A 25050-nucleotide genomic window follows, 5' to 3' on the forward strand; every position below is an offset into this window, starting at 1 on the left:
CATATGATCGGCTGATGTCATCCGCGCCCGTCGACGTCGGGTTCCGGTCGGAGCGCGGCCCGATCCTCATCTCGCTGATGCTCTGCTCGACGCTGGTGGCGATCGACGCGACCGTCATCGCCACCGCGGTGCCGTCGGTGGTGGCCAGCCTCGGCGGCTTCGCGCAGTTCCCGTGGCTGTTCTCGGTGTACCTGCTGGCCCAGGCGGTCACCGTGCCCGTCTACGGCAAGCTCGCCGACCTGTTCGGGCGCAAGCCGGTCATGCTGTTCGGCATCGGGCTGTTCCTGCTCGGCTCGATCCTGTGCGGACTCGCCTGGTCCATGCCCGCGCTGATCGTGTTCCGCGCCGTGCAGGGCCTGGGCGCGGGCGCGATCCAGCCGATGAGCCTCACCATCGCCGGGGACACGTACTCGACCGCCGAGCGCGGCAAGGTCCAGGGCTACCTGGCCAGTGTCTGGGGGATGTCGGCGGTCGTCGGGCCGACGCTTGGCGGGCTCTTCTCCGAGTACCTCACCTGGCGCTGGATCTTCTTCATCAACATCCCGCTGTGCCTGCTGGCGGGCACGATGCTGGCACGCAACCTGCACGAGCGGGTGCAGTCGCGCCGCCACCGGCTCGACTATCTCGGGGCCGCCCTGCTGACCTGCGGGGCGACCCTGCTCATCCTCGGTCTGCTGGAGGGCGGTGTCGGCTGGCCCTGGCTGTCCCCCGCCGGGCTGGGCGTGCCCGCCGCCGCGGTGCTGCTGCTCGGCTGGTTCGTGCAGGTGCAGCGCCGGGCCGCCGAGCCGGTGCTGCCGCTGTGGGTGTTCCGGCACCGGCTGCTCGTCACGTGCAGCCTGGTGTCGCTGGCCGTGGGCGCGGTCCTGTTCGGGCTCACCTCGTATGTGCCGACGTTCGTGCAGGGCGTGCTCGGCACCGGGCCGCTGGTCGCCGGGTTCGCGCTGGCGACGCTGACCCTGGGCTGGCCGCTCACGGCGTCCCAGTCGTCGCGGGCCTACCTGCGGATCGGATTCCGGGCGACGGCCCTGATCGGCAGCGCGGGCACGATCACCGGCTCGCTACTGATGGTGCTGCTCGACGCGCAGAGTTCGGTGTACGCGGTCGGCGGCTGCTGTTTTCTCATCGGCGCCGGGCTCGGCTTCGTCGCCGCCCCCACACTCATCGCGGCGCAGTCCACGGTGGGCTGGTCGCAGCGCGGCGTGGTCACCGGCAACAACATGTTCAGCCGGTCCATGGGCAGCGCGCTGGGGGTGGCGCTGTTCGGCGCGGTCGCCAACAACGCGCTGCGCTCCGGCGCGACCGGCAGCCCCGTCGGGGATCTGGCGGCGGCCTCCCACGACGTGTTCATCGCGGTGGCGGTGGCGGCGGTGCTCATGGGTGTGGCGGTGTTCTTCATGCCGAAGGTCCACGTCGCCGGCCAGGACGACACGGCGGCACCCTGACCGGCGCGGGACTGCACGCAAAGGTGTACTGAGCAGGACCGGGCCGCGCCGTCATGGGCGGAACGTCAGCGCCGCCACGGCCACGAAGCCGCCGCGGCCGGGAAGCGGCGCAGGTACTCGGCGTCGAGTTCGTCGAGCCGGGTCTGCAGCATGGCGCGGTCACGAGGGACGGCCCGCAGGCCGGTCAGCCCGACGACGGCATGTGTGTTGGCCAGCTCCACCCGCAGCTGGGCGTCGTCGAGATCCGCGGCGGGACGCAGCAGCGGCAGCCTGGAGGCGGGCACCGCCGGGCGCGGGGCCAGGTCTGTCGTCATACCTGCTGCTCGATTCTCACGGAGACAACCACCGGCTCAGGTTTCCCTACACCTCTGACATTCAAACCAGGCGCGCGGATCCGAATCAGCGCGCCTCGACCCCCGGGGCGTGGGAGACCACCGGCTGCCGCCTGCGCGACGGCAGCGCGGCCAGGCACAGCCCGAGCAGCGCGGCCGCGCATCCGGCGACGAACAGCAGCGAGAACGTCGGCTGACCGAGCCACTCCCACAGCGGATGCCAGCGCGGGTGCGGCTCGTCGAGGTGGTGCGTGACAGCAGCGGGCACCGACGGCAGGATCGGCCCCCACCAGAACAGCATCGTGACGGCGTACAGCACGGTGGCCGTGCCGCGCACCGCGTGCCGGTCCTGTGTGCGGCGGCTGGCCCAGCCGAACAGCAGCCACCCGACAGCCGCGCCCGCCAGTCCTCCCGCGACGCCCGCCGGCAGCACCGCGGCCGGGGTCGCGCGGCTCAGGCTGAGGCCGAGATAGATGCTGTCGGTGTTGCGCGACGGCACCAGTTCCAGCTCGAACACGGTGTCGCCGCGTTTGGCGAACAACCTGGTGTCGCGCGGGATCGTGGCCGGGTCGCAGGGTGGGCCGATGCAGCTGTACGTGTCGTTGTGGGTCACCGGGTACACCGTCCAGCCGCCCGCGCGCAGCCGCCGCTCGGCGTCGGCCGCCGCCTGCTCCAGCGGCTCGGGCGGGATGCCGTCGCGCGAGGCGGTCGTCGTGCCGAGCGCGTACTCGTTGCCGTCGCCGAACATGAGCGAGTCGAGCATCTGCGGGCCGAACGGCTCGGTGTAGAACGTGAACAGGGCCTGGGCCGGATGGATCCCGTCGACCTGGTGGCCGGGCAGGATCTCGGCGAGCACGGCCACGGTCTCGGCCTGGTCGGGGTGCGGCCGGGAGGTCTCCCAGGCCAGCCGGGTGGCCATCGCGGCGACGTACAGTCCACAGACGAGCGCGGTCAGCACCGACCAGGTGACGACCGTGCGGCTGGCCGGTCTGCCGAGGCGAGCGCGCAGGCCGTGGCCGATCAGGTTGGCGGCCTCGCGCAGGGTCGGCCGTGCACGGTCCGGTGTGGCCAGTTCGAGCAGCGTGGCGAGCAGTTCCTCACCGCGCTCGCGGCGGTAGGCCCTCGGGTAGGTCAGCATGAGCCGCCGGTAGCGGCGGGCGAGCGGGGACGGAGTCGCCGGCATGGTCTGCCTCTCGGACATGGCCGGTCAGGCCGTGCGGGGTCGCAGGGCGCGCAGCCGGTGCTCGGCGGCGGTGGTGAGCTCGCGCAGCCGAGCGGTCTCGGCCTGCAGGTCGGCGACGCCGTCTTGGGTGAGCCGGTAGTAGCGGCGCAGCCGTCCGTCGACGGTCTCCTCGCGGTCGAGTTCGACCAGCCCCTGGGCGGCGAGCCGGTCCAGTGCCGTGTAGAGGGTGCCGGGCAGCAGGGACGTCCGGCCCTGGGACAGGGTCGTGACGTCCTGGATGATCGCGTAGCCGTAGCGGGGACCGGCGGCCAAGGCGGTCAGGATGAGGAAGGTCGGCTCACGCATCGGCGGTGGCATGAGCGAACCATAGTTAAATGATCAATATGTCAACGATATCCGCCGTCACCACTGCGTCACGACGAGATGGTTGACCGCCAGCGCCGTGACCGCCCCGGCGGCGAGCCAGCCGCGACGGCTCGCGGCGGGCAGCAGCACCGCCCCGGCCGCCAGCCACACGACGAACGGCAGCCAGATCCGCTCGACCTCCGCCTTGCTCATCCCCGACAGGTCCGCCGCGGCGATCGCCAGCACGGCGGCGGCCGGTAGCAGCAGCTCGGGTGCCCGCTCGCGGGGCAGCTTGGCGGCCACCCGCCGGACGACCACCGCTGCGGCGGGCCCGGCGGCCAGCAGCACGGCGGCGAGGTTCGCGAAGACCCAGTAGTGGTACGCCCGTTCGGAGGCGATGCCCTGGTAGTAGCGCTGAACGACCAGGTGGTACCCGTCCAGCCACCAGAAACCGGCTGCCGTGAACGCCGCCACGACCGCCCCGGCCCCGATGAGGGCGGCGGCGATCGTGTTGCCTGCCGCGCGCCACCGTCGGGAAGCGGCCAGCACGGCGAGCACGATGGGCGCCATCAGCACCAGCCCGTAGGACAGGTAACAGCCGAAGGCCAGCAGCGCTCCCCCGGCCAGCCCGAAGGCCGCCGCGCGGCCACGCCGACCGATGGTGAGCGCGACGGCGAGCAGCGCGACGGCCGCACTGGTCAGACCGGCGAACAGTCCGTCCGCTGACGCTCCGATCCAGACCGCGCCGGGCAGCAGGACCAGGAACGGCACCGCGGCGCGGGCCGCCGCCGGGCGGCCCAGGGCGTGCAGGGTCACCGGCACCGTGACCGCGATCAGCGCCCCGCCCAGCACGCAGGCGATCGCGGCCGGGCCGCCGCCGCCCAGCCCGATGCGGTCGAGCCAGACGAAGACGAGCAGCGCGCCGGGCGGGTGGCCGGACACGTGGGTGGTCCACGAGTCGGGCTGGTAGTCCAGGATGCGGCTGGTGAACCCGCCCAGCATCGCGCCGACGTCGGTGACACCGGGTACCTCGGTGAGGTATTCGGCCTGTGCGGTGAGCCTGCCGGCAAGTCCGCGCTGCCAGCCGTCGACCATGGCTAGGCTGAGCGTCCAGGCCGTCGCGGCCGCGTAGCCGACCGCGAGCAGCCGCCGCCACGGCAGGGCCGCGGCGAGCCGGGGGCCGTGCAGGATCACCGCGGCGGCGATGGCGAGCGCGGCCGGGGTGCCGGGGCCGAGGTGGGGCCGCCAGTGCGCGTACAGCGGTGGGGCCCCCGCCTGCACCGGCGTGCCGAACACGTTGAGCATCACACCCGCCACGGCGGAGGCGACGACGAGCGCGGCGGCGGCGGCCGTGGTGATCCGGTCGGCACGGGGAAAGGCCGCGGTGCCGGGCTCGGCGCGGACGGGCAGGTCGAGCATGTCAGGCCCGCAGCGGGGCGTACGCGAACTCGGCCAGCCCCGCCTCGAACGGCACCCGCGCGGCGAAGCCCAGTTCGTCGCGGGCCCGCTGCGGTGACGCGACGACGTGGCGCACGTCCCCGGCCCGGAACCCGCCGGTGATCTCGGGTGGCGGCCCGTCCATGGCCGCCGCGAGGGTGGTCGCCATCTGCGCGACGGTGCGCGGGTCACCGGAGGCGATGTTGTACGCGCGCAGCCCCGGCGGCCGCTCGGCGTCCAGCGCGGTCAACGCCGCGAGGTTCGCGGCAGCGACATCGGTGACGTGGACGAAGTCACGCCGCTGGCCGCCGTCCTCGTACACCCGGGGGGCCTCGCCGCGCTCCAGCGCGGACCGGAAGATCGCCGCGACACCCGAGTACGGGGTGTCGCGGGGCATGTCCGGGCCGTACACGTTGTGGTAGCGCAGCGCGATCGCGGTGCTGCCCGACTCCCTGGCCCAGGCCGAGGCCAGGTGTTCCTGGGCGAGCTTCGTGGCGGCGTACACGCTGCGGGGATCGAGCCGGTCGTCCTCGCCGACGACGCCCGGGGTCAGCGGCCGCGCGCAGGCGGGGCAGCGGGGTTCGAACTGGCCGACCGCGAGGTCGGCGAGTTCACGCGGACTGGGCCTGACGGGACCGTGTTCGGCGCAGGCGTACGCGCCTTCGCCGTAGACGACCATGGAGCTGGCCAGCACCAGCCGGGGCACCCGGTGCCGGGCCATCCCGGCCAGCAGCACGGCGGTGGCCAGGTCGTTGCAGCCGACGTAGTCGGGCAGGTCGGCCAGGTCGACGCCCATGCCGACCATGGCCGCCTGGTGCACGACCGCCTCGGCCCCGGCCAGCGCGGCGTCGACGGCGTCGCGGTCGCGGAGGTCGCCGTGCACGACCGGGACCCCGGCGACCTCGGCCACGGCGCTGCCGGGGCGGTGCGCGGCCGGGTGCAGGCAGTCCAGCACGGTCACGTGGTGGCCCGCGTCGGTCAGCGCGCGGGTGACGTGGGAGCCGATGAACCCGGCGCCGCCGGTGACGAGTACTCGCATGAACTCACAACCTAGGCGCTGCTCAGGCCGTCACGGTGCGACGTTTGTGTTTTGTAAGGACTTATCTCCGGTTGTTAAGAATTTGGGGTCTTCGTCCCCACTATCGTCGAGATCATGATTGATGTCGTGTTGCCGTGCCTCAACGAGGCAGCGGCGCTGCCTGCGGTTCTGGCCGGTCTGCCGGACGGCTACCGGGCGATCGTCGCCGACAACGGCTCCACCGACGGCTCCGGTGACGTCGCCCGCGCGCACGGGGCGCACGTGGTGGCCGTGCCGCAGCGCGGCTTCGGGGCCGCCGCGCACGCGGGGCTGCTGGCCGCGACCTCCGACGTGGTGTGCTTCGCCGACGCCGACGGCTCCTTCGACCTCACCCAGTTGCCCCGCGTCGCCGACCCGGTGCTCGCCCGGCACGCCGACCTGGTCCTGGGCCGCCGCCGGCCGCGCACCGCCGCCGCCTGGCCCGCGCACGCCCGGCTGGCCAACGCGGTGCTCGCCTGGCGGATGCGCAGCAACCTGCGGGTGGCCATCCACGACCTCGGCCCGATGCGCGCCGCCCGCCGCGACGCGCTGCTGGCGCTGAACCTGCGCGACCGCCGCTTCGGCTACCCGCTGGAGATGATCGTCGCCGCGGCCCGCGCCGGGTGGCACGTCGGCGAGGTGGACGTCGACTACGCGCCCCGCGCCGAGGGCACCCGCTCGAAGGTCACCGGCACCGTGCTCGGCACCGCCCGCGCGGTGCGCGACATGTCGAAGGTGCTCGCCCGGTGAAGGCGCAGCTGCTGGTCATCGCCAAGGCCCCGGTCCCGGGCCGGGTCAAGACCCGGTTGTGCCCGCCGTGCACGTTCGAGCAGGCCGCCGACATCGCCGCGGCCGCGCTCGCCGACACTCTCGACGTCGTCACCGCGACCCCGGCCGTCCGCCGGGTGCTCGTCGTCGACGGCGAACACCGGCCGCCGCCCGGCTGGACCAGCCTCGCCCAGCGCGGCGACGGGCTCGGCGAGCGCCTGGCGTGCGCGTACGCCGACACCGCCCGGCCCGGCGTCGCCACCGTCCTGGTCGGCATGGACACCCCGCAGCTCACCCCCGAACTGCTGGCCGGGGCCGCCGACGCGCTGCACACCGCCGACGCCGCGCTCGGCCCCGCCACCGACGGCGGCTGGTGGATCCTCGCGCTCCGCGACCCCGCCCACGCGGCGGCGCTGGCCGCGGTGCCGATGTCCACGGCCGACACCGGCGCGCGCACCCTGGCCGCCCTGCACCGGCGCGGCCTGCGCACCACGCTGCTGGACACGCTGCGTGACGTGGACACCGCCGCCGACGCGCGGGCCGTCGCCGACGCGCACCCGCACGGCCGGTTCGCCGCCGCCGTACGCACCCACCTGCCCGCCGCCGACGGAGCCCTGCGTTGACCAGCGCCCTGGCCGTGTACGCGGGTGCGCTGCACCGGGCCGCGTGCGGCGGCGACGGCGCGCTGCGGCTGGTCGACCCGGCCGGAACGCTGCTGCGCCACCTCGACACCACCGCCTGGCACGCCGACCCGACCCCCGGCGACCACGGCCTGCTGGCCCGCTGCACCGGGGCGACCCTCGACGTCGGCTGCGGCCCCGGACGGCTCGCCGCCGCCCTGTCCCGCAGCGGTGTGCCCGCGCTCGGCATCGACGTCAGTCCCGCCGCGGTCCGGCTGGCCCGCGCCCGCGGCGCGCACGCCGTCGTCCAGGACGTGTTCGCGCCGCTGGCCGACGCCCGCGACTGGCGGCACGCGCTGCTCGCCGACGGCAACATCGGCATCGGCGGCGACCCCGTACGGCTGCTGGCCCGCTGCCGCGACCTGCTCGCGCCCGGCGGCACCGTGTTCGCCGAGGTCGAACCGCCCGGCACCCAGGGCTGGCGCGGCCGGGTCGCGCTCACCGACGCCGACCGCACCAGCGAGCCGTTCGCGTGGGCCGTCGTCGGCGCCGACGACCTCGGCCCGCTGGCCGCACAGGCCGGGCTGCGCCTGCGCGAGACGTGGACGGAGGAGGACCGATGGTTCGCGTGCCTGAGCCGCTGACCCGGCTGTATCCGAAGAACCTGTCCCGCCAGTTCACGTCCCGGCTGCGCTCACCGCAGCTGACCAGCCGTATCGGCCGCATCCTGGGCATCGCCGTCGCCGTGTGCTTCGTCACCGGCTACCTCAGCCACGCCATCCAGCACCCGCCCGGCTGGTTCTACTGGCCGTCGCGGCCGGTCGACCTGTACCGCGTCACGCAGGGCCTGCACGTCGCCACCGGGCTGGCCATCGTGCCGCTGCTCGCGGTGAAGCTGTGGTCGGTCTACCCGAAGCTGTTCCGCTGGCCGCCGTTTCGCGACGCCGTGCAGGCCGTCGAACGCCTCAGCCTGCTCCTGCTCGTCGCCGCCGCGCTGTTCCAGGTCACCACGGGCATCCTCAACATCGCGCTGTGGTACTCCCCGATGAGCTTCTTCTTCACCACGGCCCACTACTGGACCGCGTGGATCCTGATCGGCTCGCTCGCGATCCACCTCGGGGTCAAGCTGCCGATCATCCGCCGGGCCCTGGCCGCGCCCCACCGGCCGGTGCAGACGGAGGGTCTGAGCAGGCGCGGGGTGTTCACCGCCGTCGGCGCGGCCATCGGGCTGATCACCGTCGCGACGATCGGGCAGACGCTGCGGCCCTTCGCCTGGCTGTCGGTGCTCGGCCCGCGCGACCCGCGGATCGGCCCGCAGGGGCTGCCGGTGAACCAGTCCGCGGTCGCCGCCGGGGTCACCGCCGCCGCCACCGACCCGGCCTACCGCCTCGAACTCACCGGCCCGACCGGCACCCGGCAGCTGAGCCTTGCCGACCTCGCCGCGCTCCCCCAGCACACCGCCCAGCTGCCGATCACCTGCGTCGAAGGCTGGAGCGCCACCGCGACCTGGACCGGCGTACGGATCAAGGACCTGGTCGCCGCCGTCGGGGGCAGCAGCGACGCGAGCGTACGCGTCGAGTCCCTGGAGGCGAACAGCCTCTACCGCGTCTCGACCGTCGCCCCACCACACGCCGACGACCCGCTCACCCTGCTCGCCCTGCGCGTACGCGGCGAACCGCTCGACCTCGACCACGGTTACCCGTGTCGGCTCATCGCCCCCAACCGGCCCGGTGTCCTGCAGACCAAATGGGTCCACCGGATCGAGGTGATCGAGCCGTGACCACCAGCCGGTCCACCGCCTGGACCCGGCGGCTGCTCGTCGCCGCCGGGGTGCTCGCCGCCGCGTACGGCGTCGTCGGCGTGCTCACCGATCGCAGCGTCTGGCTGCCGAACTACGCCCGCTACATGGTCACCGTGCTGTTCGGACACGACCTGCTGGTGCTGCCGCTGGCCATCGCCGTCGGCGCGGTGCTGACCCGGTGGCTGCCCCGCTGGGCCAAACCCGTCGTGCAGGGCGCGCTGGTGGTCACCGTCACGCTCACGGTCGTCGCGCTGCCGCTGGTGCTCGGCTACGGCCGCCGCCCCGACAACCCGTCGGCGCTGCCCCGCGACTACCCGCGCGGGTTCGCCATCTGCCTGGCCGCGATCTGGCTGGTCACCGCGGCCGTGCTCGTCGTACGCGGGCTGCGCCGCCGGTCCGTCCCCGATCCCACACCGAGGGAGTCAGCATGAACAGCACCGCCGACATCGCCGTCATCGGCGGCTCCGGCCTCTACAGCCTGCTCGAAGGCGCACGCGAGGTGCGCGTCGACACCCCGTACGGGCCGCCGTCGGACACCGTCGCCGTCGGCGAGGTAGCCGGGCGCTCCGTCGCGTTCCTGCCGCGCCACGGCCGCGACCACCGCCATCCGCCGCACCGCATCCCCTACCGGGCCAACCTGTGGGCGCTGCGCTCGCTGGGCGTACGCCAGATCCTCGCGCCCTGCGCCGTCGGCGGCCTGCGCCCCGACCTCGGCCCCGGCACGTTCGTGCTGCCCGACCAGCTCATCGACCGCACCACGGGCCGCGAGCGCACCTTCGTCGAGTCGGGTGCGGTGCACGTCAACTTCGCCGACCCGTACTGCCCGCACGGCCGCGCCGCCCTCGACGCCACCGCCCGCGCGACCGGCCTGGCCCTGGAACCGACCGGGACGATGGTCGTCATCGACGGGCCGCGCTTCTCCACCCGTGCCGAGTCCCGCTGGCACGCCGCGACCGGCGGGACCGTCATCAACATGACCGGCGCGCCCGAAGCCGCCCTGGCCCGCGAACTCGCCCTCTGCTACACCGCGATCGCCCTGGTCACCGACCACGACGCGGGTGTCGACGGCGACCGCGGCGTCACCCAGGACGAGGTCTTCGCCGTGTTCAAGGAGAACACCGACCGTATGCGCGGCCTGCTGCTGGCCGCCATCGCCCGGCTGCCCGCCGAGCGCCGCTGCCCCTGCCCGGCCGCACTCGACGGCATGCACCCGGCGTACCTACTGCCGTAGTCCCGCTGGACACCGGGCTGGTGGGATCGCCACCAGCCCGGTGTCCGCACCCGGGAGAAGGTGGCTGTTACGCGGGGAAGATGAACCAGTAGAACGTGGCCTTGGCGGTCTTGCCCGCCGCGTCGGTGACGGTCACGGTCGGGTTGGCGTTCTGCCAGGTCGTGGGTGTGCCGGAGATGACGCCGGTGGACTGGTTGATGCTCAGCCCGCCGGGCAGCCCGGTCGCGGTGAACCGGTAGGGCGTCGTGCCGCCCGCGGCCCGCACGGTGAGGCTGACCGGGCGTCCGACGTACGACGTCTGCACGCCGGGGTTGGTGATGGTCAGGTTGCCGGGCGTGCCGCCGCCCTGGACGGTGAGGGTGAACGTGGTCTGCGCGCTGGACTGGCCGTCGTTGCCGGTGACGGTGACGGCGTAGGTGCCCGCCGGGGTGCCGGCGGTCGTCGACACCGACAGCGTCGACGACCCGCCGACCTCGATCGCGGTCGGCGAGAACGACGCGGTCGCGCCCGTCGGCAGGCCGCTCGCGGTCAGGGTGATGTCACCGGCGGGCGGATCGTTGCCGCCGGGCAGGTGCGGGGCGATGTCGGCGGCGTACGTCGACACCCGGGTGTAGACCGCGTACCAGTCACAGGCCGTCGACATCCACGAGAAGACGCCGACGACGGTGTTGCCGACCAGGAACGGGCCGCCGGAGTCGCCCTGGCAGGCGGCGGCATGCCCGTCGGCGTAACCGGTGCAGATCATGGCCGGGGTCTTGTACTGGCCGGTGTAGCGGCCCTGGCAGCCGGAGTCGGGAGCCACCGGGATCGAGGCCTTGCGCAGGACGTCGCTGTACGTGTTGGCCCCGATCTTGCCCCAGCCGATGGAGACGCCCATGGTGCCCGGCGCGTTGCTTGCCGTGGAGGTGTTCAGCGTCGGGTAGGTCATGCCCGCGGGCACGGGCACGTCCCGGTCCAGGGTGACCACGGCGACGTCGGCGCCCTCGGACCAGTGCGAGTAGGACGGGTGGGTCCAGTACGAGGCGATCTCGGCGGTGAAGCCGGGGTCGTTGAGGTTGGTCGCCCCGTACACGTACCACTTGCGGCCGGGGCTCTCCAGCAGGCAGTGCGCGGCCGTGAGCACGGTGCGCGGACCCATCAGCGTCGACGAGCAGGACTGCTGGCCGGGGAAGCTGCTGCCCTCCCTGCGCTGGGAGATCATGAACGGGTTGGCCTCGACGGTGGTCGGCGTCCCACCCACGACCTGCGGCACCGCGCCGCCCTGTACGGCGCTGGCCGCGATGCGGGTGGTGGCGGTGCCACCGGCCTGCACGGTCGCCGACGCCGGGCTCGCCGACAGGCTGAAGTCACCGGTCGGCGGCGTCGGGTCGTCGTCGCCGGGCAGGTACAGCAGCTTGTTCGGGGTGCCCGAGGGCAGTCCGGTCAGGGTGCCGGTGGTCGCGTTGTCCATGATCCACGAGTGGACCTGGGCCGGGGTCGCGCCCGGCGTCGTGCTCAGGTGGCGCGCGACGGCACCGGCGACGTGCGGCGCGGCCATCGACGTGCCCGACATGGTCGTCGTGGCGGTGTCGGAGCTGTGGTACGCCGACAGGATGTTGCTGCCCGGCGCGTGCAGGTCCATGCAGGTGCCGTAGTTGGAGTCCCCGGCCTTGGTGTCGTTCGAGGTGACGTTGCCGACCTGCAGCGCCTCGGGGATCTGGCCGCCGGGGCCGTAGTTGCAGGCGTTGGAGCCGTTGTTGCCGGTGATCAGCGACCACTGGATGCCGGACTGGATCGACGAGCGGATGGCGTCGGCGGCGACGTCCGGGTCGTCGGTGTAGACCGACAGGTTCACCACCGCGGGCTTCTGCGCGTTCGCGGTGATCCACTCAGCGGCGCGGGCCACGTCGATGTCCTGGCCCATGCCGTTGCAGCCGAGCACGCGTACCGACCAGAGGTTGGCCTTCTTGGCCACGCCGTAGGTCTTGCCCGCGGCGATGCCGGACACGTGGGTGCCGTGGCCGTGGCAGTCACCGCCGCTGGTCGACGGCGACACGAAGTCGGTGCCGAGCTTGGCGCGTCCCTCGAACTCGCTGTGCGTGAACCGGATGCCGGTGTCGACGACGTAGATGTTGACGCCCTGCCCGGCCGCCGCGTCGTCGTAGTGGTAGGCGCGGTCCAGCGGCAGGTCCGCCTGGTCGACGCGGTCCAGGCCCCAGTTCGGCGGGTTGGGCTGGGTGACGCCGGTGGCGATGCCCGCCGTGCCGGACTGGGTCACCGCCTCGACCTCGGGCCGGGCCGCGATCCGGCGGGCAGCCCGTTCCGACAGCCCTTCCAGGGCGTAGCCGGTCATGGTGCGGGTGTAGACGGAGTGCAGCGTGCCGCCGTAACGGGCGACGGCCGCCTGCGCGCTGGCGCGCACGTCCTGCGCGGCCAGCGCCGAGGGCTTGAGGGTGATCAGGTATGAACCGGCGACCGGTTTGCGCGCCTGGACACGTACCGGGGCCTCCGGTTCGGCCCAGGCCGAGCCCGGTGTCAACGCCAGCAGCAGCGCGGCCAGACCGGCCGCCGCGAGCATGCGGGGGGTTCGCATGAGTGCCTTCCTTCGTACGCAACGAATGGTGAAGGCACCCTAGAAGCGAAGCAGATCGATGTTTAAGGGTTACTTGTCGCGTAAGTTACCGTGATCTGCGCAGCGAGATAAGAGCAGTTCAGCTGGGGTGCAGCGCTGTTACCCGGCATTTACGCGTCCCAGTGCACGCCGACCACGCCGGGGCTGACGTTCTCCATGACCGCGACGGCCGCCTGCCCGCCGCCCAGCCACAGCTCCGCCGACTCCCGGTGGCTGTCGTCGAGACGGCGCTGCCGGTAGCGGAACACCCGCGACGGCACCCGCCCGGTGAACACGACCCGGCACGTCCACAACCGGCACCGGCGGGTGAACGTGCGGTAGTAGAAGTCGCTGTCCTCCTCGTCGGACACCCCGAAGTGCACCTCGTACTCCAGCAACGTCAGCTCACCGGCCGACAGGCGCTGGTCGAGCACCAGCTCGGCGACGCTGACCCGCCCCTCGGCGCGCACCCTGCCCAGCCGGCACTGCGCCAGCGCCTGCCACTGCGGCGGCGTGGTCATGCCATGGTTGGCCTGGTGGAACACCACCGCGCGGCCCACGCCGTCGCACAGCGCGCGCACCACCAGCCGCACCCGCAGGGAGCGGCCCGCCTCGCCGACCACGAACACGTCGTCGACGGCCAGGAACTCCAGCTGCCCGTCGGGCGGCGCGTTCATCTGCGCCAGCAGCGCGGGCCGGGCGGGCCACAGCTGCCGCCGCGAACCCGACCCCGCCGGCCGATGCGCCCACGGCTGCGCCCCGCCGCGCCCGCGCAGCAGCGCCGACAGCGCGCCCTGCGGCACGCCGAGCAGGTCCTCCAGCACCGGCAGCGCGGCCAGCGACGCCCCGCGCTCGGGCCGGGACCTGCCCGAGCGCCAGTACGACAGGGTGGCCCGCGACAGGCGCACCTCGCGGTCGCGCAGCCGCGCCGACAGCCGTTCCAGCGTCATCCCGCTGGCCTCGATCGCGACGTCCAGCGCCAGCGAGAACGGCCCGGTCCGTAACGCCTGCGCGACATCGGGCTCCACCATCGCACCAGCCTCGCCCGCACCGACTCCGATGTCCACCCTGATCGATGCCGCCCCGGGCCGCGTACGGGCAAAAAGCAAGGCAAGGAGATCCGCGCTCCTTGCCACTATCAACATATAGCGGACCTGGGGCCTTGCCGCAAGACCCGGGTCATGCCGCAGAATCGTCGACCGGACCAGGAACGGACGAATAATGGGGCATGACGGGCGTATACCGCCAGCTGCCCCGGAGGGTGTCGCAATGATCGAACAGTACGTGTCAGACCTGCGGGACGTCGACGAAACGCAGCTCGCGACCGTCGGCGGCAAGGGCGCTCACCTGGGCGGACTGTCCCGGATCGACGGCATCGACGTGCCCGCCGGGTTCTGCGTTACCACGCACGCCTACCGGCGCATCATGGCGCAGGCGCCGTCGCTCGACGACCGGATCGACCAGCTCTCCCGGCTGAACCCCGACGACCGGGACGCCATCGGCGCGCTCAGCGCCGACATCCGCCGCACGATCGAAGAGACCGCCATCCCGGACGATCTCGCGGCGGCGATCACCGGCGCACTCGCCCGGCTCGGCGAGCAGGCCGCCTACGCCGTACGGTCCAGCGCGACGGCCGAGGACCTGCCGACGGCGTCCTTCGCCGGTCAGCAGGACACCTATCTCAACGTCATCGGCCCGGCCGCGATCCTCGGCCACGTCAGCCGGTGCTGGGCGTCGCTGTTCACCGAGCGGGCCGTCACGTACCGCCAGCGCAACGGCATCGACCACCGCACGGTCCACATGGCCGTGGTGGTGCAGCGGATGGTCTTCCCGGACGCGGCGGGCATCATGTTCACCGCCGACCCGATCACCGGCGACCGGCGACTCGCCACCGTGGAGGCCAGCTTCGGCCTCGGCGAGGCCCTGGTCTCCGGCCTGGTCAACCCGGACGTCTACCGGGTGCGCGACGGCGGGATCGTCACCAAGGCGATCGGCGCCAAGCAGCTCGCCGTCGTCGCCGCACCGACCGGCGGCACCCGGGAAGAACCGACCACCCCGGACCGGCAGGCCCAGCCCGCGCTGACAGACGCCCAGGCCGTAGCACTCGTCCAGCTCGGCCGGACGATCGAAGCCCACTTCGGCCGCCCCCAGGACATCGAATGGTGCCTGGCCGACGACGGTTTCCAGATCGTGCAGAGCCGCCCGATCACCACCCTGTTCCCCGTCCCGGAGACGGCCGACAAGGAGAACCACGTCTACGTCTCCGTCGGCCACCAGCAGATGATGACCGACCCCATGAAGCCCCTCGGGCTGTCCTTCTGGCAGCTGACCACCCCCATGCCCATGGCGGTGGCCGGGGGCCGCCTGTTCGTCGACGTGACCCAGCGGGTGGCCACCCCGGCGACCCGCGACAGTTTCCTGGAACTCCTGGGCCGGTCCGATCCGCTGATGGAGGACGCGCTGCGGACCGTGCTCGACCGCGACGGCTTCATCCATACGCTGCCCGGCGAGGGCGAGCCGGGGCCGCTGTTCGGCGGCACGCCCGATCCGATCGAGCCCGATCCGGCCCTCGTCGCCGAGCTGGTCGCGGCCAGCGAGGCCTCCGTCGCCACGGCGGCCCGCGACATCCGGGCGAAGTCCGGCGAGGCGCTGTTCGACTTCATCCTGGCCGACCTCCAGGAGCTGCGGCGGATCCTGTTCGACCGGCGCAGCCACCAGGTGTTCATGACGGCGATGGACGCCACGTGGTGGCTCAACGAGCACCTGGCGGCGTGGCTGGGCGAGAAGAACGCGGCGGACACGCTGACGCAGTCCGCGCCGCACAACGTCACCTCGGAGATGGGCCTGGCGCTGCTGGGCGTCGCGGACGTGATCCGCCCGTACCCGGAGGTGGTGGCGTATCTGCAGCACGCCGACGGTGACGACGTCCTGGACGGGCTCGCCGGGCTGACCGGCGGACCGCAGGCCCGCGACGCCATTGAGGCCTGGCTCGACCGGTACGGCATGCGCTGCGTCGGCGAGATCGACATCACCCGGCCCCGGTGGCGCGAGCACCCGTCGACGGTCGTGCCGATGATCCTCGGCAACGTCCGCAACTTCGCGCCGGGAGCGGGTGAGCAGCGTTTCGAGCAGGGGCGCCACGAGGCCTGGGACAAGGAGCAGCAGGTGCTGGAGCGCCTGCGGGCGCTGCCGGACGGTGCGCAGAAGGCCGCCGAGACCAAGCAGATGATCGACCGGGTCCGCACGTTCATCGGCTACCGGGAGTACCCGAAGTACGCCATGGTCAGCCGGTACTTCGTCTACAAGCAGGCGCTGCTGGCCGAGGCCGAGCGGCTGGTGCGGTCCGGCGTGCTCCGCGAGCCGGAGGACAGCTTCTTCCTGACGTTCCAGGAACTGCACGACGTCGTACGCACGAACCGGGCCGACGACCGGCTCATCGACCAGCGCAGGGAGGCGTTCAGGTCGTACGAGTCGCTCAAGCCGCCCCGCGTGCTGACCTCGGACGGCGAGGCCATCACGGGGAACTACCGGCGCGACGGCCTACCGGCCGGGGCGCTGGTCGGCCTGCCGGTCTCGGCGGGGACCGTCGAGGGGCGGGCGCGCGTCATCCTGGACATGGCGCACGCCGATCTCGCACCCGGCGACATCCTCGTCACCGCCCACACGGACCCGAGCTGGACACCGCTGTTCGTCGCCGTCGCCGGTCTGGTGACCGAGGTCGGCGGGCTGATGACGCACGGCGCGGTGATCGCCCGCGAGTACGGCCTGCCCGCGGTCGTCGGCGTGGTCGACGCCACCCGGCAGATCCGCGACGGCGAGCGCATCCGCGTACACGGCACCGACGGGTACGTAGAGATCCTGTCCTGACCGGAGACCGATCACGTGCAGTAGTCGCCGCGACGCTCCTCAGCCTCCGCACTGTGCCAGTTTCACCCACCTCAATCCACCCGTCTTCGTCCTGGTCAGCCCCGTATCTGCGACTGTCGCCGAAAACGGGAACGCTCCCATCATCGAGCATCACCTATTGACCGGCTCCGGTGGATGCCCTACGGTACGCCTTGGTAAGCGCTTACCCGATTACGCACCGTCCCATCACCACTTCCGAAACGGCTCATCGGCGGACCCTACGGAGGAAAACCACCATGCCATCACCCAGCTCCCCGAGGCGGCGTCCTCGGCTGCGCCTAGCCCTCGCGATCACCACGGTCGCCACCGTCGTCGGCGGCGTCGCCCTCGCCGCGATGATGCCGGCGTCGGCCGCCACCATCGACACCAGCGCCTACTACCAGCTGGTCAACGTGTTCAGCGGCAAGGCGATCGAAGGCAGCAGCGGCGCGGTCGTCCAGCGCACCCCCGACAGCGCGGCGTCCAATCAGCAGTTCCAGTTCCTCGACATGGGCAGCGGCTACTACCGCCTCAAGTCGAAGGCCAGCGGCCGGGTCGTCGAGATCGCGGGCAGCAGCACCGCCGACGGCGCGACCGTCCAGATGAACACCGGCGCGGGCAGCACCGCCTACCAGCAGCAGTTCTCGTTGCTGGACAACGGCAACAACGTGATCCGGTTCAAGAACCGCAACAGTGCCAAGACCCTCGACGTGTGGGAGTGGTCGTCGGCCGACGGCGCCCGCATCTCGCAGTTCCAGGACCTCAACGGCACCAACCAGCAGTTCCGCCTGGTCAAGGTGGGCAGCGGGACCAATCCGACGCCCACCCCGACCGGTGGCAGCGGCGGACCCAGCACCACGTGGCCGACGTCGGCCGGGTCGGCCAGCGTCTCGGGCACGATCAGCGTGTCGGGCACCTTCGACGGCGGCATGAAGACCTACTGCTGCATCGGCGACGGCGGCCAGGACGAGGGCCAGGACCCGATGTTCAAGCTGGCCAACGGCGCCACGCTGCAGAACGTCATCCTCGGCTCGCCCGCCGGTGACGGCGTGCACTGCGAGGGCACCTGCACGCTGCGCAACGTGTGGTGGAACGACATCGGCGAGGACGCCGCCACCTTCAAGGGCACCGGCGGCGGCACGTCGTACGTCATCGGCGGCGGCGCCCGGTCCGGCAGCGACAAGGTGTTCCAGCACAACGGCAACGGCACGGTGAGCATCAGCGGCTTCTACCTGAAGTCGGCGGGCAAGCTGTACCGCGCCTGCGGCAACTGCTCCAGCTCGTACCAGCGCAACGTCAAGATCGATAATGTCATCCTGGACGACATCGACATGGTCGCCGGGATCAACACCAACTGGGGCGACACCGCCACCATCACCCGGGTCACCCTGATCAACAGCTCCAGCGCCACCGTCTGCGGCAAGTACAAGGGCGTGCCTAAGGGCAGCGAGCCCTCGTACCTCGGCGAGGGCTGGAACGACAGCAACTGCAAGGTCAAGCAGAGCGACATCACCTACCGGTAGGCCGAACGGAGGCGGCGCCCACCGGCTGGTGGGCGCCGCCTCCGCGCCGAGATGAGCTGAGCCGTGCCAGGCCCCGGCCTCGCGGGCCTGGCGGCTGTGGTTTACGGCAGCGAGTTCAGCACGATCGCGCCGATGTCACGGCCGAGCTGGGTGGTGCTCTGGGTGCCGGAGCGGTCGTTCATCATGACCGCCACCACGATGCCGTCCTCGGGGTAGATCCTCAGGTAGGCGAGGGTGCCCGTCCACGAACCGTCCTTGGCGACCACGGGGTGCCCGTTCTCGGTGCCGGTGCTCCAGCCGTAGGCGTAACCGCTGTCGGCATCCGGCGCGGTCCACATGGTGTCGCGCGACGTCTGGGTCAGGATCTGGCCCGCCGCGAGCTTCGCGCCGAACCGGCCCAGGTCGTACACGTTGGACTGGATGCCGCCGCCGAGGGTCTTCCAGTCCTTGTTCTCCAGCGCCACCTCCGCGTTGCCGTCGGTGTACATCGTCATCCGCCGGACCGCGGCGCTCATGTCCGCCGGCGCGAGCGTGCCGAGACCGTACGCGTTGGTCAGCTTCGTACGGACCAGGTTCTTGACGTTGTCACCGGCGGCCGCCTCCAGGTCCGCGCCGAGCAGGGTGTAGCCGAGGGTCGTGTAGTAGTAGTCCGGCGGGTTGCACACCAGCGGCTCGTCCCAGAACTCGTCCGCGGCGGCCAGCGCCGTCGCGTACGGCAGGTTGTCGAACCCCGAGGTGTCGATGTCGCCGTAGTCGCCGATGCAGCCGCGGTTGGCCAGCAGGTCGCCGACGGTGTGGGTGTGGTGCGCCGGCATCGCCGGCACCAGGTCACGGCTCTCGTCGTCGAGGTCGACCAGCCCCTGCTCGACCATCCGCATCGTCAGCACACCCGCGACGGCCTTGCTCACCGACGCGAGCCCGCCGACGTGCTCGCTGTCCATCCACACGTTGTCGCCGATGTCGGCGAAACCGAAGCCGCGCAGGTACTTCGGCTGGTTGTTGTGGAACACGGCCACGCTGATGCCGGGCACCGCGGTGCTGTCCAGCTCGGTCTGGACGCGGGCGTCGACGGCGTTCTTCAGCTTCCAGTCCGGCCGGTCGTTGTTCTGCCGCCAGATCCCGGCGTACCGCACGCCGCCCGCCGTGTCGTACTTGTTGTACGCCACCAGCCGGTAGCCTTCGTCGGAGTAGCGGTGCCAGTAGTTGCCGAACATCGTCGCGGTCATGTCACGGCGCTCGGCCCAGCCACGGCCGTTGCGGTTCTCCACCCAGATCCCCGCGTAACGCTGACCCGCGCTGATCCGCAGCGACTCGAAGGCCAGCATCCGGTACTCGCGCTGGAGCTCGGCGAACTTCGTCGAGAACTCGGCCGAGGTCAGGTCCCGCCACAGCACCCACGCGAGGTTCTCGGCGTTCTGCACCCAGACCACGGAGTAGCGCAGGCCCTGCGACGTGTCGTACACGTCGATGTCGATCGGCATCCGCCCGGCGCGGCGCTGCTCGTCGAACCTCGTCGAGAACTCGGCGCTGGTCAGCCCCCGGAACGAGGTCCAGGACAGGCCCTCCACGTTCTTGACCCACACCCCGGCCCAGCGCCGTACGCCGCCCACCAGGTAGGTCTCCTGCTCGGTCAGCCGCATCCCCTGCCCGGCGGCCTCGCTCCACGCGGCGGCGAATCCCGCGTCGTCGAGGTCACGCAGCTCCTTCCAGGCCCGGCCGTCGGTGTTGTACTGCCACACCGAGCCGACGCGGTAGTCGCCGCCGGTGGTGTCGATGTCCAGGTCGTCGATCAGGTACCCGTTCTTGCTGTTCGCGGTGAACGAGGTCGCGAACTGGGCACTGGTCTGGTCGCGCAGCGAGAGCCACGAGACCGCGTTCGGGTCGAAGACCGGGGACGGCACGCCCGGCACCGCCTGGGCCGGCACGCCGCTCAGTGCCGCGCCGGCCAGGGTCGTCGCCAGCACGACGGCTATCCGTCTGCGCATGGTCATGATGCACTCCCAACGTCTGATGGGCCCGTCCGGCACGGGGTGGGCCGGACAGGAGACACCGTGCGCCGGTTCGCGGCCGCACGTCGCCGATCCTGAACCCGGCTGAACGCGCGGGCTGAACATCGTTGAACACGCGGCTGCGCTGAAGCATCGAGCGAGGCCGCTAGATTGAGCCCGACAACGGCTGTCGCGTCAGGAGGGTGAACCGGGTGACCGACGACACGGGCATGTCGGACCTGACGCGTCTGCTGCGCCAGCTACGGCGGCGCGAGGCGCGCAGCCGGGGCGGCGCGGAGCTGACCTACCGGGAGCTGGCCGCCAGGACGGGCTGGTCACTCGGGATCATCGCGCAGTACTTCTCCGGCAAGTCGCTGCCGCCGGTGGACCGGTTCGACGTCCTCGTCAGGCTGCTGGGCGCGACCGCCGCCGAGCTGGGTGTGCTGGCCACGGCACGGGACCGGGCCGACGACCACCGCCGCGAACCCGCGGCGGGCAGGTCCGTGCCGCAGCGCGCCGACGTCCGGCTGCTCGGGCCGGTGGAGGTGGCGGGCCCGGGCGGCCGGGCGGCGCTGGTGGGCGTACGGCAGCGGGCCCTGGTCGGACTGCTGGCCCTGGACGCCGGGCGCGTCGTCACGAAGACCCGGCTGGTCGACGCGCTGTGGGGCGAGACGCCGCCGCGAACCGCGATCGAGAGCCTGTACAGCCATGTCGCGCGGGTCCGCAGCTCGCTCGACGCCTGCGGGCTGCCGGGTCTGCTGACGACCCGTGGCCCGGGATACGCGCTCGCGGTGCGCCCCGACGAGGTGGACGCGACCCGCTTCGCCAAGCAGGCGGCGCAGGCCCGGCGGGCACTGGCCGACGGCAGGACCGCCGACGCCGCCGCCGGCCTGCATGAGGCGCTGGCCCTCTGGCGGGGTGAGGCGCTGGCCGACGCGGCACCGGCCGGTTGGGTGCTGGCCGAGGTCGACCGGCTGCACGAGCTGCGGCTGAGCACGCAGGAGGACCTGCTCGACGCGCGGCTGCGCCTGGGCCAGCACGTCGTCGCCGTCGACGAGCTGGAACGGCTGCTGGCCACCCATCCTGGTCGTGAGCGGCTCGTCGAACTGCTCATGGTCGCCCTCTACCGGTGCGGACGGCACAACGAAGCGGTGCTGGCATACCAGCGGCTGCGCGGCCATCTCGCCGAGCAGCTGGGGGTGGAGCCCGGTCCCCGGGCCGCGCACGTGTACACGGCCGTCCTGCGCCGGTCCGCCGATCTCGACCTCGGCACCGAGCCGGGAACCACCGCTCGGGCGACGGCGTCCCGGCCCGCTCAGCTGCCCTCGCGCATCGGCCACTTCGTCGGCCGCGACGCCGAGCTCGCCCTGCTGGACGACCTGCTGAGCGGCACCGCGAGCGCGGGCCGGGTGGGCGTGGTGTGCGGCCCGGCGGGCATGGGCAAGACGGCGCTGGCCGTGCAGTGGGCGCACCGGGCCGCCGCCCGGTATCCCGACGGCCAGCTCTACCTCGACCTGCGCGGCCACGATCCCGCGACGGCGATGCCCGTGGCCGAGGTGCTGACGCACCTGCTGCGCGGGCTCGACGTGGCTGCCGACCGGATCCCGTCCGATCTGGCCAAGCTGGCCGGGCTGTACCGGTCGGTGCTGCACGACCGGCGGGTCCTGATCCTGCTCGACAACGCCGCCACGGCTGATCAGGTCGCCTCGCTGGTGCCGCCCTCGGGCGGCAGCCTGCTGCTGACGACCAGCCGCAACCAGCTCGCCGGTCTCGCCGTGGACTACGCCGTCACCAGCGTCGACGTCGACGCGCTCGGCACCGCCGAGGCGCTGACGCTGCTCAACCGGGTGCTGGGCACCGAGCGCGTCGACCGGGAACAGGACGCGGCCCACACGCTCATCGACCTGGTCGGCCGGATGCCCCTGGCCCTGCGGATCGCCGCGGCCAAGCTGGCCACCCGCCCGCCCCGGCCGATCGCGGAACTCACCGCCGAGCTGGCCGGTGCCAACCGGCTCGCCACCCTGACCGTGCCCGGGGACTCCCGCAGCATCAGAACCGTCTTCGACAGCGCCTACCAGGCCCTGAGCCCGGCAGCCGCGCGCCTGTTCCGCCGGATGGGCCTGCATCCGGGCACCACGTTCGCGCTCGCGCTCGCCGCGGCCGTCGCCGACGCCTCCCCCGCCCAAGCCCGCAGCGCGCTCGACGAGCTGACCGGCGTACACCTCCTAGTCGACCTGGGCGACGGCCGCTACCGGTTCCACGACCTCATCCGCCTGTACGCCGCCGAGCAGGCCGCGTCCGGTGAGGACACCGCACACCGCCTGGTCGACTGGTATCTGGTCGTGGCCGACGCCGCCAACCGGGTGTTCGACCCGGCGCGCGACCGGGCGGGACCGTTGTCGGTGCGCCCGCCCGTCGACATCCCGTTCCCCGCCGAGCACGGCAGCGCACTGGCCTTCCTCGACGACGAGCGCGCCAACCTGCTGCCGGTGGTGCGCCACGCGGGCGAGCACGGCCACGACCGGGCCGCGTGGCAGCTCGCCTACCTGCTGACCAGCTTCCATGTGGTACGCGGGCACCGGGCCGACCAGGTCGAGATGTGCCGCCTCGGGCTGGCCTGCGCGCAGCGCCTGGGCGATCCGGCGGCCGAGGCGCTGATGCGCAGCCTGCTCGGCATGGCCTGCAACGGCACGCAACGGCACGAGGAGGCGCTGGAACACCTGCACCACGCGCTGGTGCTCATGCGGACCGTCGCCGACCGGCGCGGACAGGGCATGGCCCTCAACAACATCGCCCTGGCGTACGGCAGGCTGGGCCGGCTGGACGCGGCGGCCGACGCGTTCAGCCAGGCCCTCGAACTGCACACGGCCGACGGCCACCCGCCCGGCATCGCGCTGGCCCTGAACAATCTCGGCCACAGCTACACGCTGATGGGCAGGACCGAACTCGCCCGCCCACCGCTGTCCCGGGCGCTCGCGCTCGCCCGCGAGATCGGCCATCCCCACCTGGAGGCGACCGCGCTGCACAGCCTCGGCGAGGTGCACCTCGCCGAGGCCGATCACGACAGCGCGCTCGACTGCTTCACCAGGGCCCTGGCGATCCGGCGGCGGATCGGCGAGCGGCGCCGGGAGGCCGACACCCTCAACCTCATCGGCCTCACCCACCAGAGCAACGGCGACCACGCGTCCGCCACCGGGCACTTCCGGCAGGCCCTGGCGCTCAGCGAGGAACTGGGCGACTGGCACCTCAAGGCGGCGACGCTGGCTCACCTGTGCGACGACCGCCCGGCCTGAGGTTCACGAACCCGGCACGGTGACCACCGAGACGCCGTCCACGACGACACCGCGCGAGGGCGCGAAGATCCGCACCTGGAACCACCGCTGCGGCGTGCCCACCGGACGCGCCAGCAGCTTGACCGGCAGCTGAACCAGCTTCGCCCCCGTCGGCACCAGCGCCATCCGGTCGGCGACCCCGACGTAGTCGATGCCCGCCTGCGCGGTCCCGTCGGCGGTCGCCCAGCGCACCGATGCCGGTCCCTCCGGCGAGACGGCGTCGATCACGCCGTCGTCGAAGTCGCACAGGTAGCGCTGTTCACCGGTCAGCCACGGCTCGCCGACCGGCGTCGACGTGCCGAAGGTCCACGGTGGGCAGATCTGGTCGTCCGCCGCCCAGGCGAACCCGAGCCCGTCGTCGTCGAGGATGCGCCCGTGCCCGGTGCCGTGCACCACCCTGACACCCGGACTCGGGCTGACCAGCGTCACCCGGAAGTCCTCCAGCGCCGGCTCCGGCACGGTGTCGAGCGCCACCGTCGCGGTGATCCTGCGGACGGTGACATCGCCCGCGGCCCAGCGCAGCAGCTGGTTTCCGGACAGGGCGAAGTCCGCGCCCGGCTGGGCGGTGCCCGCCGTGACCGTGAAGCCCACCTGGCCCGAGGCCGCGCACCCGCCAGAGAAAACCGTGAAGATCAGCCGTCCGGCGCCCTCACCGACCGTCACCTCGGGATTGATGACGATCACCCGCTGGCAGGCCGCCAGGCCCGGACTGCCGGCCGCTGTCAACGCGGCCACGGCGACGAACACCGCGGCGATACCACCGGCGACTACCCGCCTCAACTCTCGCACCATACGATGCATCCTCGGTCCGAAGCCTTGCACGAAACCTGTGGACCGGACGGGACCATCGCACCGACAGGGAGACCCGCGTGCTCGTGACCATGGACCTGCCCACACCCGCGCAGATGCGCGGCCGCCTCGCCGCGTTCGCCGCGATCTGCGGTGCGCAGAGCAGCGAGCGTCGCGGCTGCTACGCCGACGGCCCGCTGTGGCACTTCGACGACTGGGGCGGCAACTGGGCCGAACTGCACCACGACGGCGGCGGCCGGGTGGTCATGGTCGGCAACGACCACGAGTACTCCGAGACCCACTACGGCCCGTTCGCCGCCATGTTCGGCGAACCGGAGACCGACCTGCTCGCCGGAGCGCCGCAGTGGTGGGCGCCGTACGCGCGGCGGGTCGTCGACGGTGGCGAGCGGCTGGGCTTCGTCTACGGCTTCGACGGAACGTGGCAGCGCGCGGGCTACGACAACTACGACGGCTTCGACTCGGTCGGCATCCCGGCCATCGACGACGTCCACTGCGCCGAGCTGATCGCGGAGTTCGCCAAGGACGGCCGCACCGGCGAACCCGACCCGGCCGCGATCGCGGCCCTGATCGCAGCGGACGCCGACGTGACCGTGGAGCAGGTCGCGGCGGTCATCGGCGACCGGTGGGACGCGGCGGCGGGCGCGGCGGCCGCCCGAGCCTTCCTCGCCGCCGACCTCGCCTGAGCGCACCCGTATGGGGGAACCCG

20 protein-coding genes are annotated in these 25050 nt (G+C 72.5%); 11 read left to right on the top strand and 9 right to left on the bottom strand.

The window, feature by feature from the left end; translation table 11 throughout:
* Positions 1 to 14 precede the first annotated feature (14 nt).
* Positions 15 to 1442 (top strand): MDR family MFS transporter, encoded by a 1428-nt coding sequence (locus HAV40_RS05140; protein WP_166379452.1) that lies wholly within the window; start codon positions 15 to 17, stop codon positions 1440 to 1442.
* Positions 1443 to 1507: 65 nt separating this feature from the next.
* On the opposite strand, the gene HAV40_RS05145 is transcribed toward HAV40_RS05140, so the two are convergent.
* The 5 genes from HAV40_RS05145 to HAV40_RS05165 form a co-directional block, all read right to left on the bottom strand.
* Positions 1508 to 1756 carry a DUF6158 family protein gene (locus HAV40_RS05145; protein ID WP_166379454.1) on the bottom strand — a complete coding sequence of 83 codons (249 nt, stop codon included), beginning with the start codon at positions 1754 to 1756 and terminating at the stop codon, positions 1508 to 1510.
* Between the two features lie 85 nt (positions 1757 to 1841).
* Positions 1842 to 2957: a hypothetical protein gene (locus tag HAV40_RS05150; protein ID WP_166379456.1), complete on the bottom strand. Its 1116-nt coding sequence runs from the start codon at positions 2955 to 2957 to the stop codon at positions 1842 to 1844.
* A 24-nt stretch (positions 2958 to 2981) separates the two neighbouring features.
* Positions 2982 to 3314, bottom strand: coding sequence for a PadR family transcriptional regulator (locus HAV40_RS05155; RefSeq protein ID WP_203671409.1), 333 nt, complete (start codon positions 3312 to 3314; stop codon positions 2982 to 2984).
* 45 nt (positions 3315 to 3359) lie between these two features.
* A complete protein-coding gene (locus HAV40_RS05160; RefSeq protein ID WP_166379458.1) occupies positions 3360 to 4721 on the bottom strand; it encodes a hypothetical protein in 1362 nt (453 codons plus the stop codon).
* Between the two features lies 1 nt (position 4722).
* Entirely contained in the window at positions 4723 to 5778 is a 1056-nt protein-coding gene (locus tag HAV40_RS05165) for an NAD-dependent epimerase/dehydratase family protein (protein WP_166379460.1), read from the bottom strand.
* Between the two features lie 114 nt (positions 5779 to 5892).
* Here HAV40_RS05165 and HAV40_RS05170 point away from each other — a divergent pair, with 114 nt between their 5' ends.
* The 6 genes from HAV40_RS05170 to HAV40_RS05195 are packed head-to-tail and all read left to right on the top strand — an operon-like array spanning position 5893 to position 10216.
* Positions 5893 to 6546 (top strand): glycosyltransferase family 2 protein, encoded by a 654-nt coding sequence (locus tag HAV40_RS05170; protein WP_166379462.1) that lies wholly within the window; start codon positions 5893 to 5895, stop codon positions 6544 to 6546.
* The gene (locus HAV40_RS05175; protein ID WP_166379464.1) at positions 6543 to 7187 is read left to right on the top strand and encodes a TIGR04282 family arsenosugar biosynthesis glycosyltransferase; all 645 of its coding nucleotides are present in this window, start codon (positions 6543 to 6545) and stop codon (positions 7185 to 7187) included. Before HAV40_RS05170 ends, HAV40_RS05175 begins: the two co-directional genes overlap by 4 nt.
* A complete protein-coding gene (locus HAV40_RS05180; protein ID WP_203671411.1) occupies positions 7184 to 7828 on the top strand; it encodes a class I SAM-dependent methyltransferase in 645 nt (214 codons plus the stop codon). The genes HAV40_RS05175 and HAV40_RS05180 overlap by 4 nt, the downstream gene beginning before the upstream one ends.
* The gene (locus HAV40_RS05185; RefSeq protein ID WP_166379466.1) at positions 7804 to 8964 is read left to right on the top strand and encodes a molybdopterin-dependent oxidoreductase; all 1161 of its coding nucleotides are present in this window, start codon (positions 7804 to 7806) and stop codon (positions 8962 to 8964) included. Before HAV40_RS05180 ends, HAV40_RS05185 begins: the two co-directional genes overlap by 25 nt.
* The gene (locus HAV40_RS05190; RefSeq protein WP_166379468.1) at positions 8961 to 9416 is read left to right on the top strand and encodes a hypothetical protein; all 456 of its coding nucleotides are present in this window, start codon (positions 8961 to 8963) and stop codon (positions 9414 to 9416) included. Before HAV40_RS05185 ends, HAV40_RS05190 begins: the two co-directional genes overlap by 4 nt.
* Positions 9413 to 10216: an S-methyl-5'-thioadenosine phosphorylase gene (locus tag HAV40_RS05195; RefSeq protein ID WP_166379470.1), complete on the top strand. Its 804-nt coding sequence runs from the start codon at positions 9413 to 9415 to the stop codon at positions 10214 to 10216. The genes HAV40_RS05190 and HAV40_RS05195 overlap by 4 nt, the downstream gene beginning before the upstream one ends.
* 67 nt (positions 10217 to 10283) lie before the next feature.
* On the opposite strand, the gene HAV40_RS05200 is transcribed toward HAV40_RS05195, so the two are convergent.
* Complete coding sequence (locus tag HAV40_RS05200; protein WP_203671413.1) at positions 10284 to 12788, bottom strand: trypsin-like serine protease; 2505 nt, start codon at positions 12786 to 12788, stop codon at positions 10284 to 10286.
* Between the two features lie 149 nt (positions 12789 to 12937).
* A complete protein-coding gene (locus HAV40_RS37915) occupies positions 12938 to 13837 on the bottom strand; it encodes a hypothetical protein (RefSeq protein WP_203671415.1) in 900 nt (299 codons plus the stop codon).
* Between the two features lie 238 nt (positions 13838 to 14075).
* Here HAV40_RS37915 and rph point away from each other — a divergent pair, with 238 nt between their 5' ends.
* Positions 14076 to 16673, top strand: coding sequence for a rifamycin-inactivating phosphotransferase (rph, locus tag HAV40_RS05210; protein ID WP_166379472.1), 2598 nt, complete (start codon positions 14076 to 14078; stop codon positions 16671 to 16673).
* A gap of 275 nt (positions 16674 to 16948) precedes the next feature.
* Positions 16949 to 18214, top strand: coding sequence for a pectate lyase (locus HAV40_RS05215; protein WP_166379474.1), 1266 nt, complete (start codon positions 16949 to 16951; stop codon positions 18212 to 18214).
* A 101-nt stretch (positions 18215 to 18315) separates the two neighbouring features.
* Here HAV40_RS05215 and HAV40_RS05220 read toward each other — a convergent pair whose 3' ends face one another.
* Positions 18316 to 20205, bottom strand: coding sequence for a serine hydrolase (locus HAV40_RS05220; protein WP_166379476.1), 1890 nt, complete (start codon positions 20203 to 20205; stop codon positions 18316 to 18318).
* A 209-nt stretch (positions 20206 to 20414) separates the two neighbouring features.
* On the opposite strand from HAV40_RS05220, the gene HAV40_RS05225 reads away from it, so the two are divergent.
* A complete protein-coding gene (locus HAV40_RS05225; RefSeq protein ID WP_166379478.1) occupies positions 20415 to 23495 on the top strand; it encodes a BTAD domain-containing putative transcriptional regulator in 3081 nt (1026 codons plus the stop codon).
* Between the two features lie 3 nt (positions 23496 to 23498).
* Here HAV40_RS05225 and HAV40_RS05230 read toward each other — a convergent pair whose 3' ends face one another.
* Entirely contained in the window at positions 23499 to 24314 is an 816-nt protein-coding gene (locus HAV40_RS05230; protein WP_166379480.1) for a Calx-beta domain-containing protein, read from the bottom strand.
* An 89-nt stretch (positions 24315 to 24403) separates the two neighbouring features.
* On the opposite strand from HAV40_RS05230, the gene HAV40_RS05235 reads away from it, so the two are divergent.
* The gene (locus tag HAV40_RS05235) at positions 24404 to 25027 is read left to right on the top strand and encodes a proteophosphoglycan 5 (RefSeq protein WP_203671417.1); all 624 of its coding nucleotides are present in this window, start codon (positions 24404 to 24406) and stop codon (positions 25025 to 25027) included.
* Positions 25028 to 25050 lie beyond the last annotated feature (23 nt).

It is taken from the genome of Catellatospora methionotrophica (assembly GCF_011297335.1).
In the GTDB taxonomy this organism is placed as follows: domain Bacteria; phylum Actinomycetota; class Actinomycetes; order Mycobacteriales; family Micromonosporaceae; genus Catellatospora; species Catellatospora methionotrophica.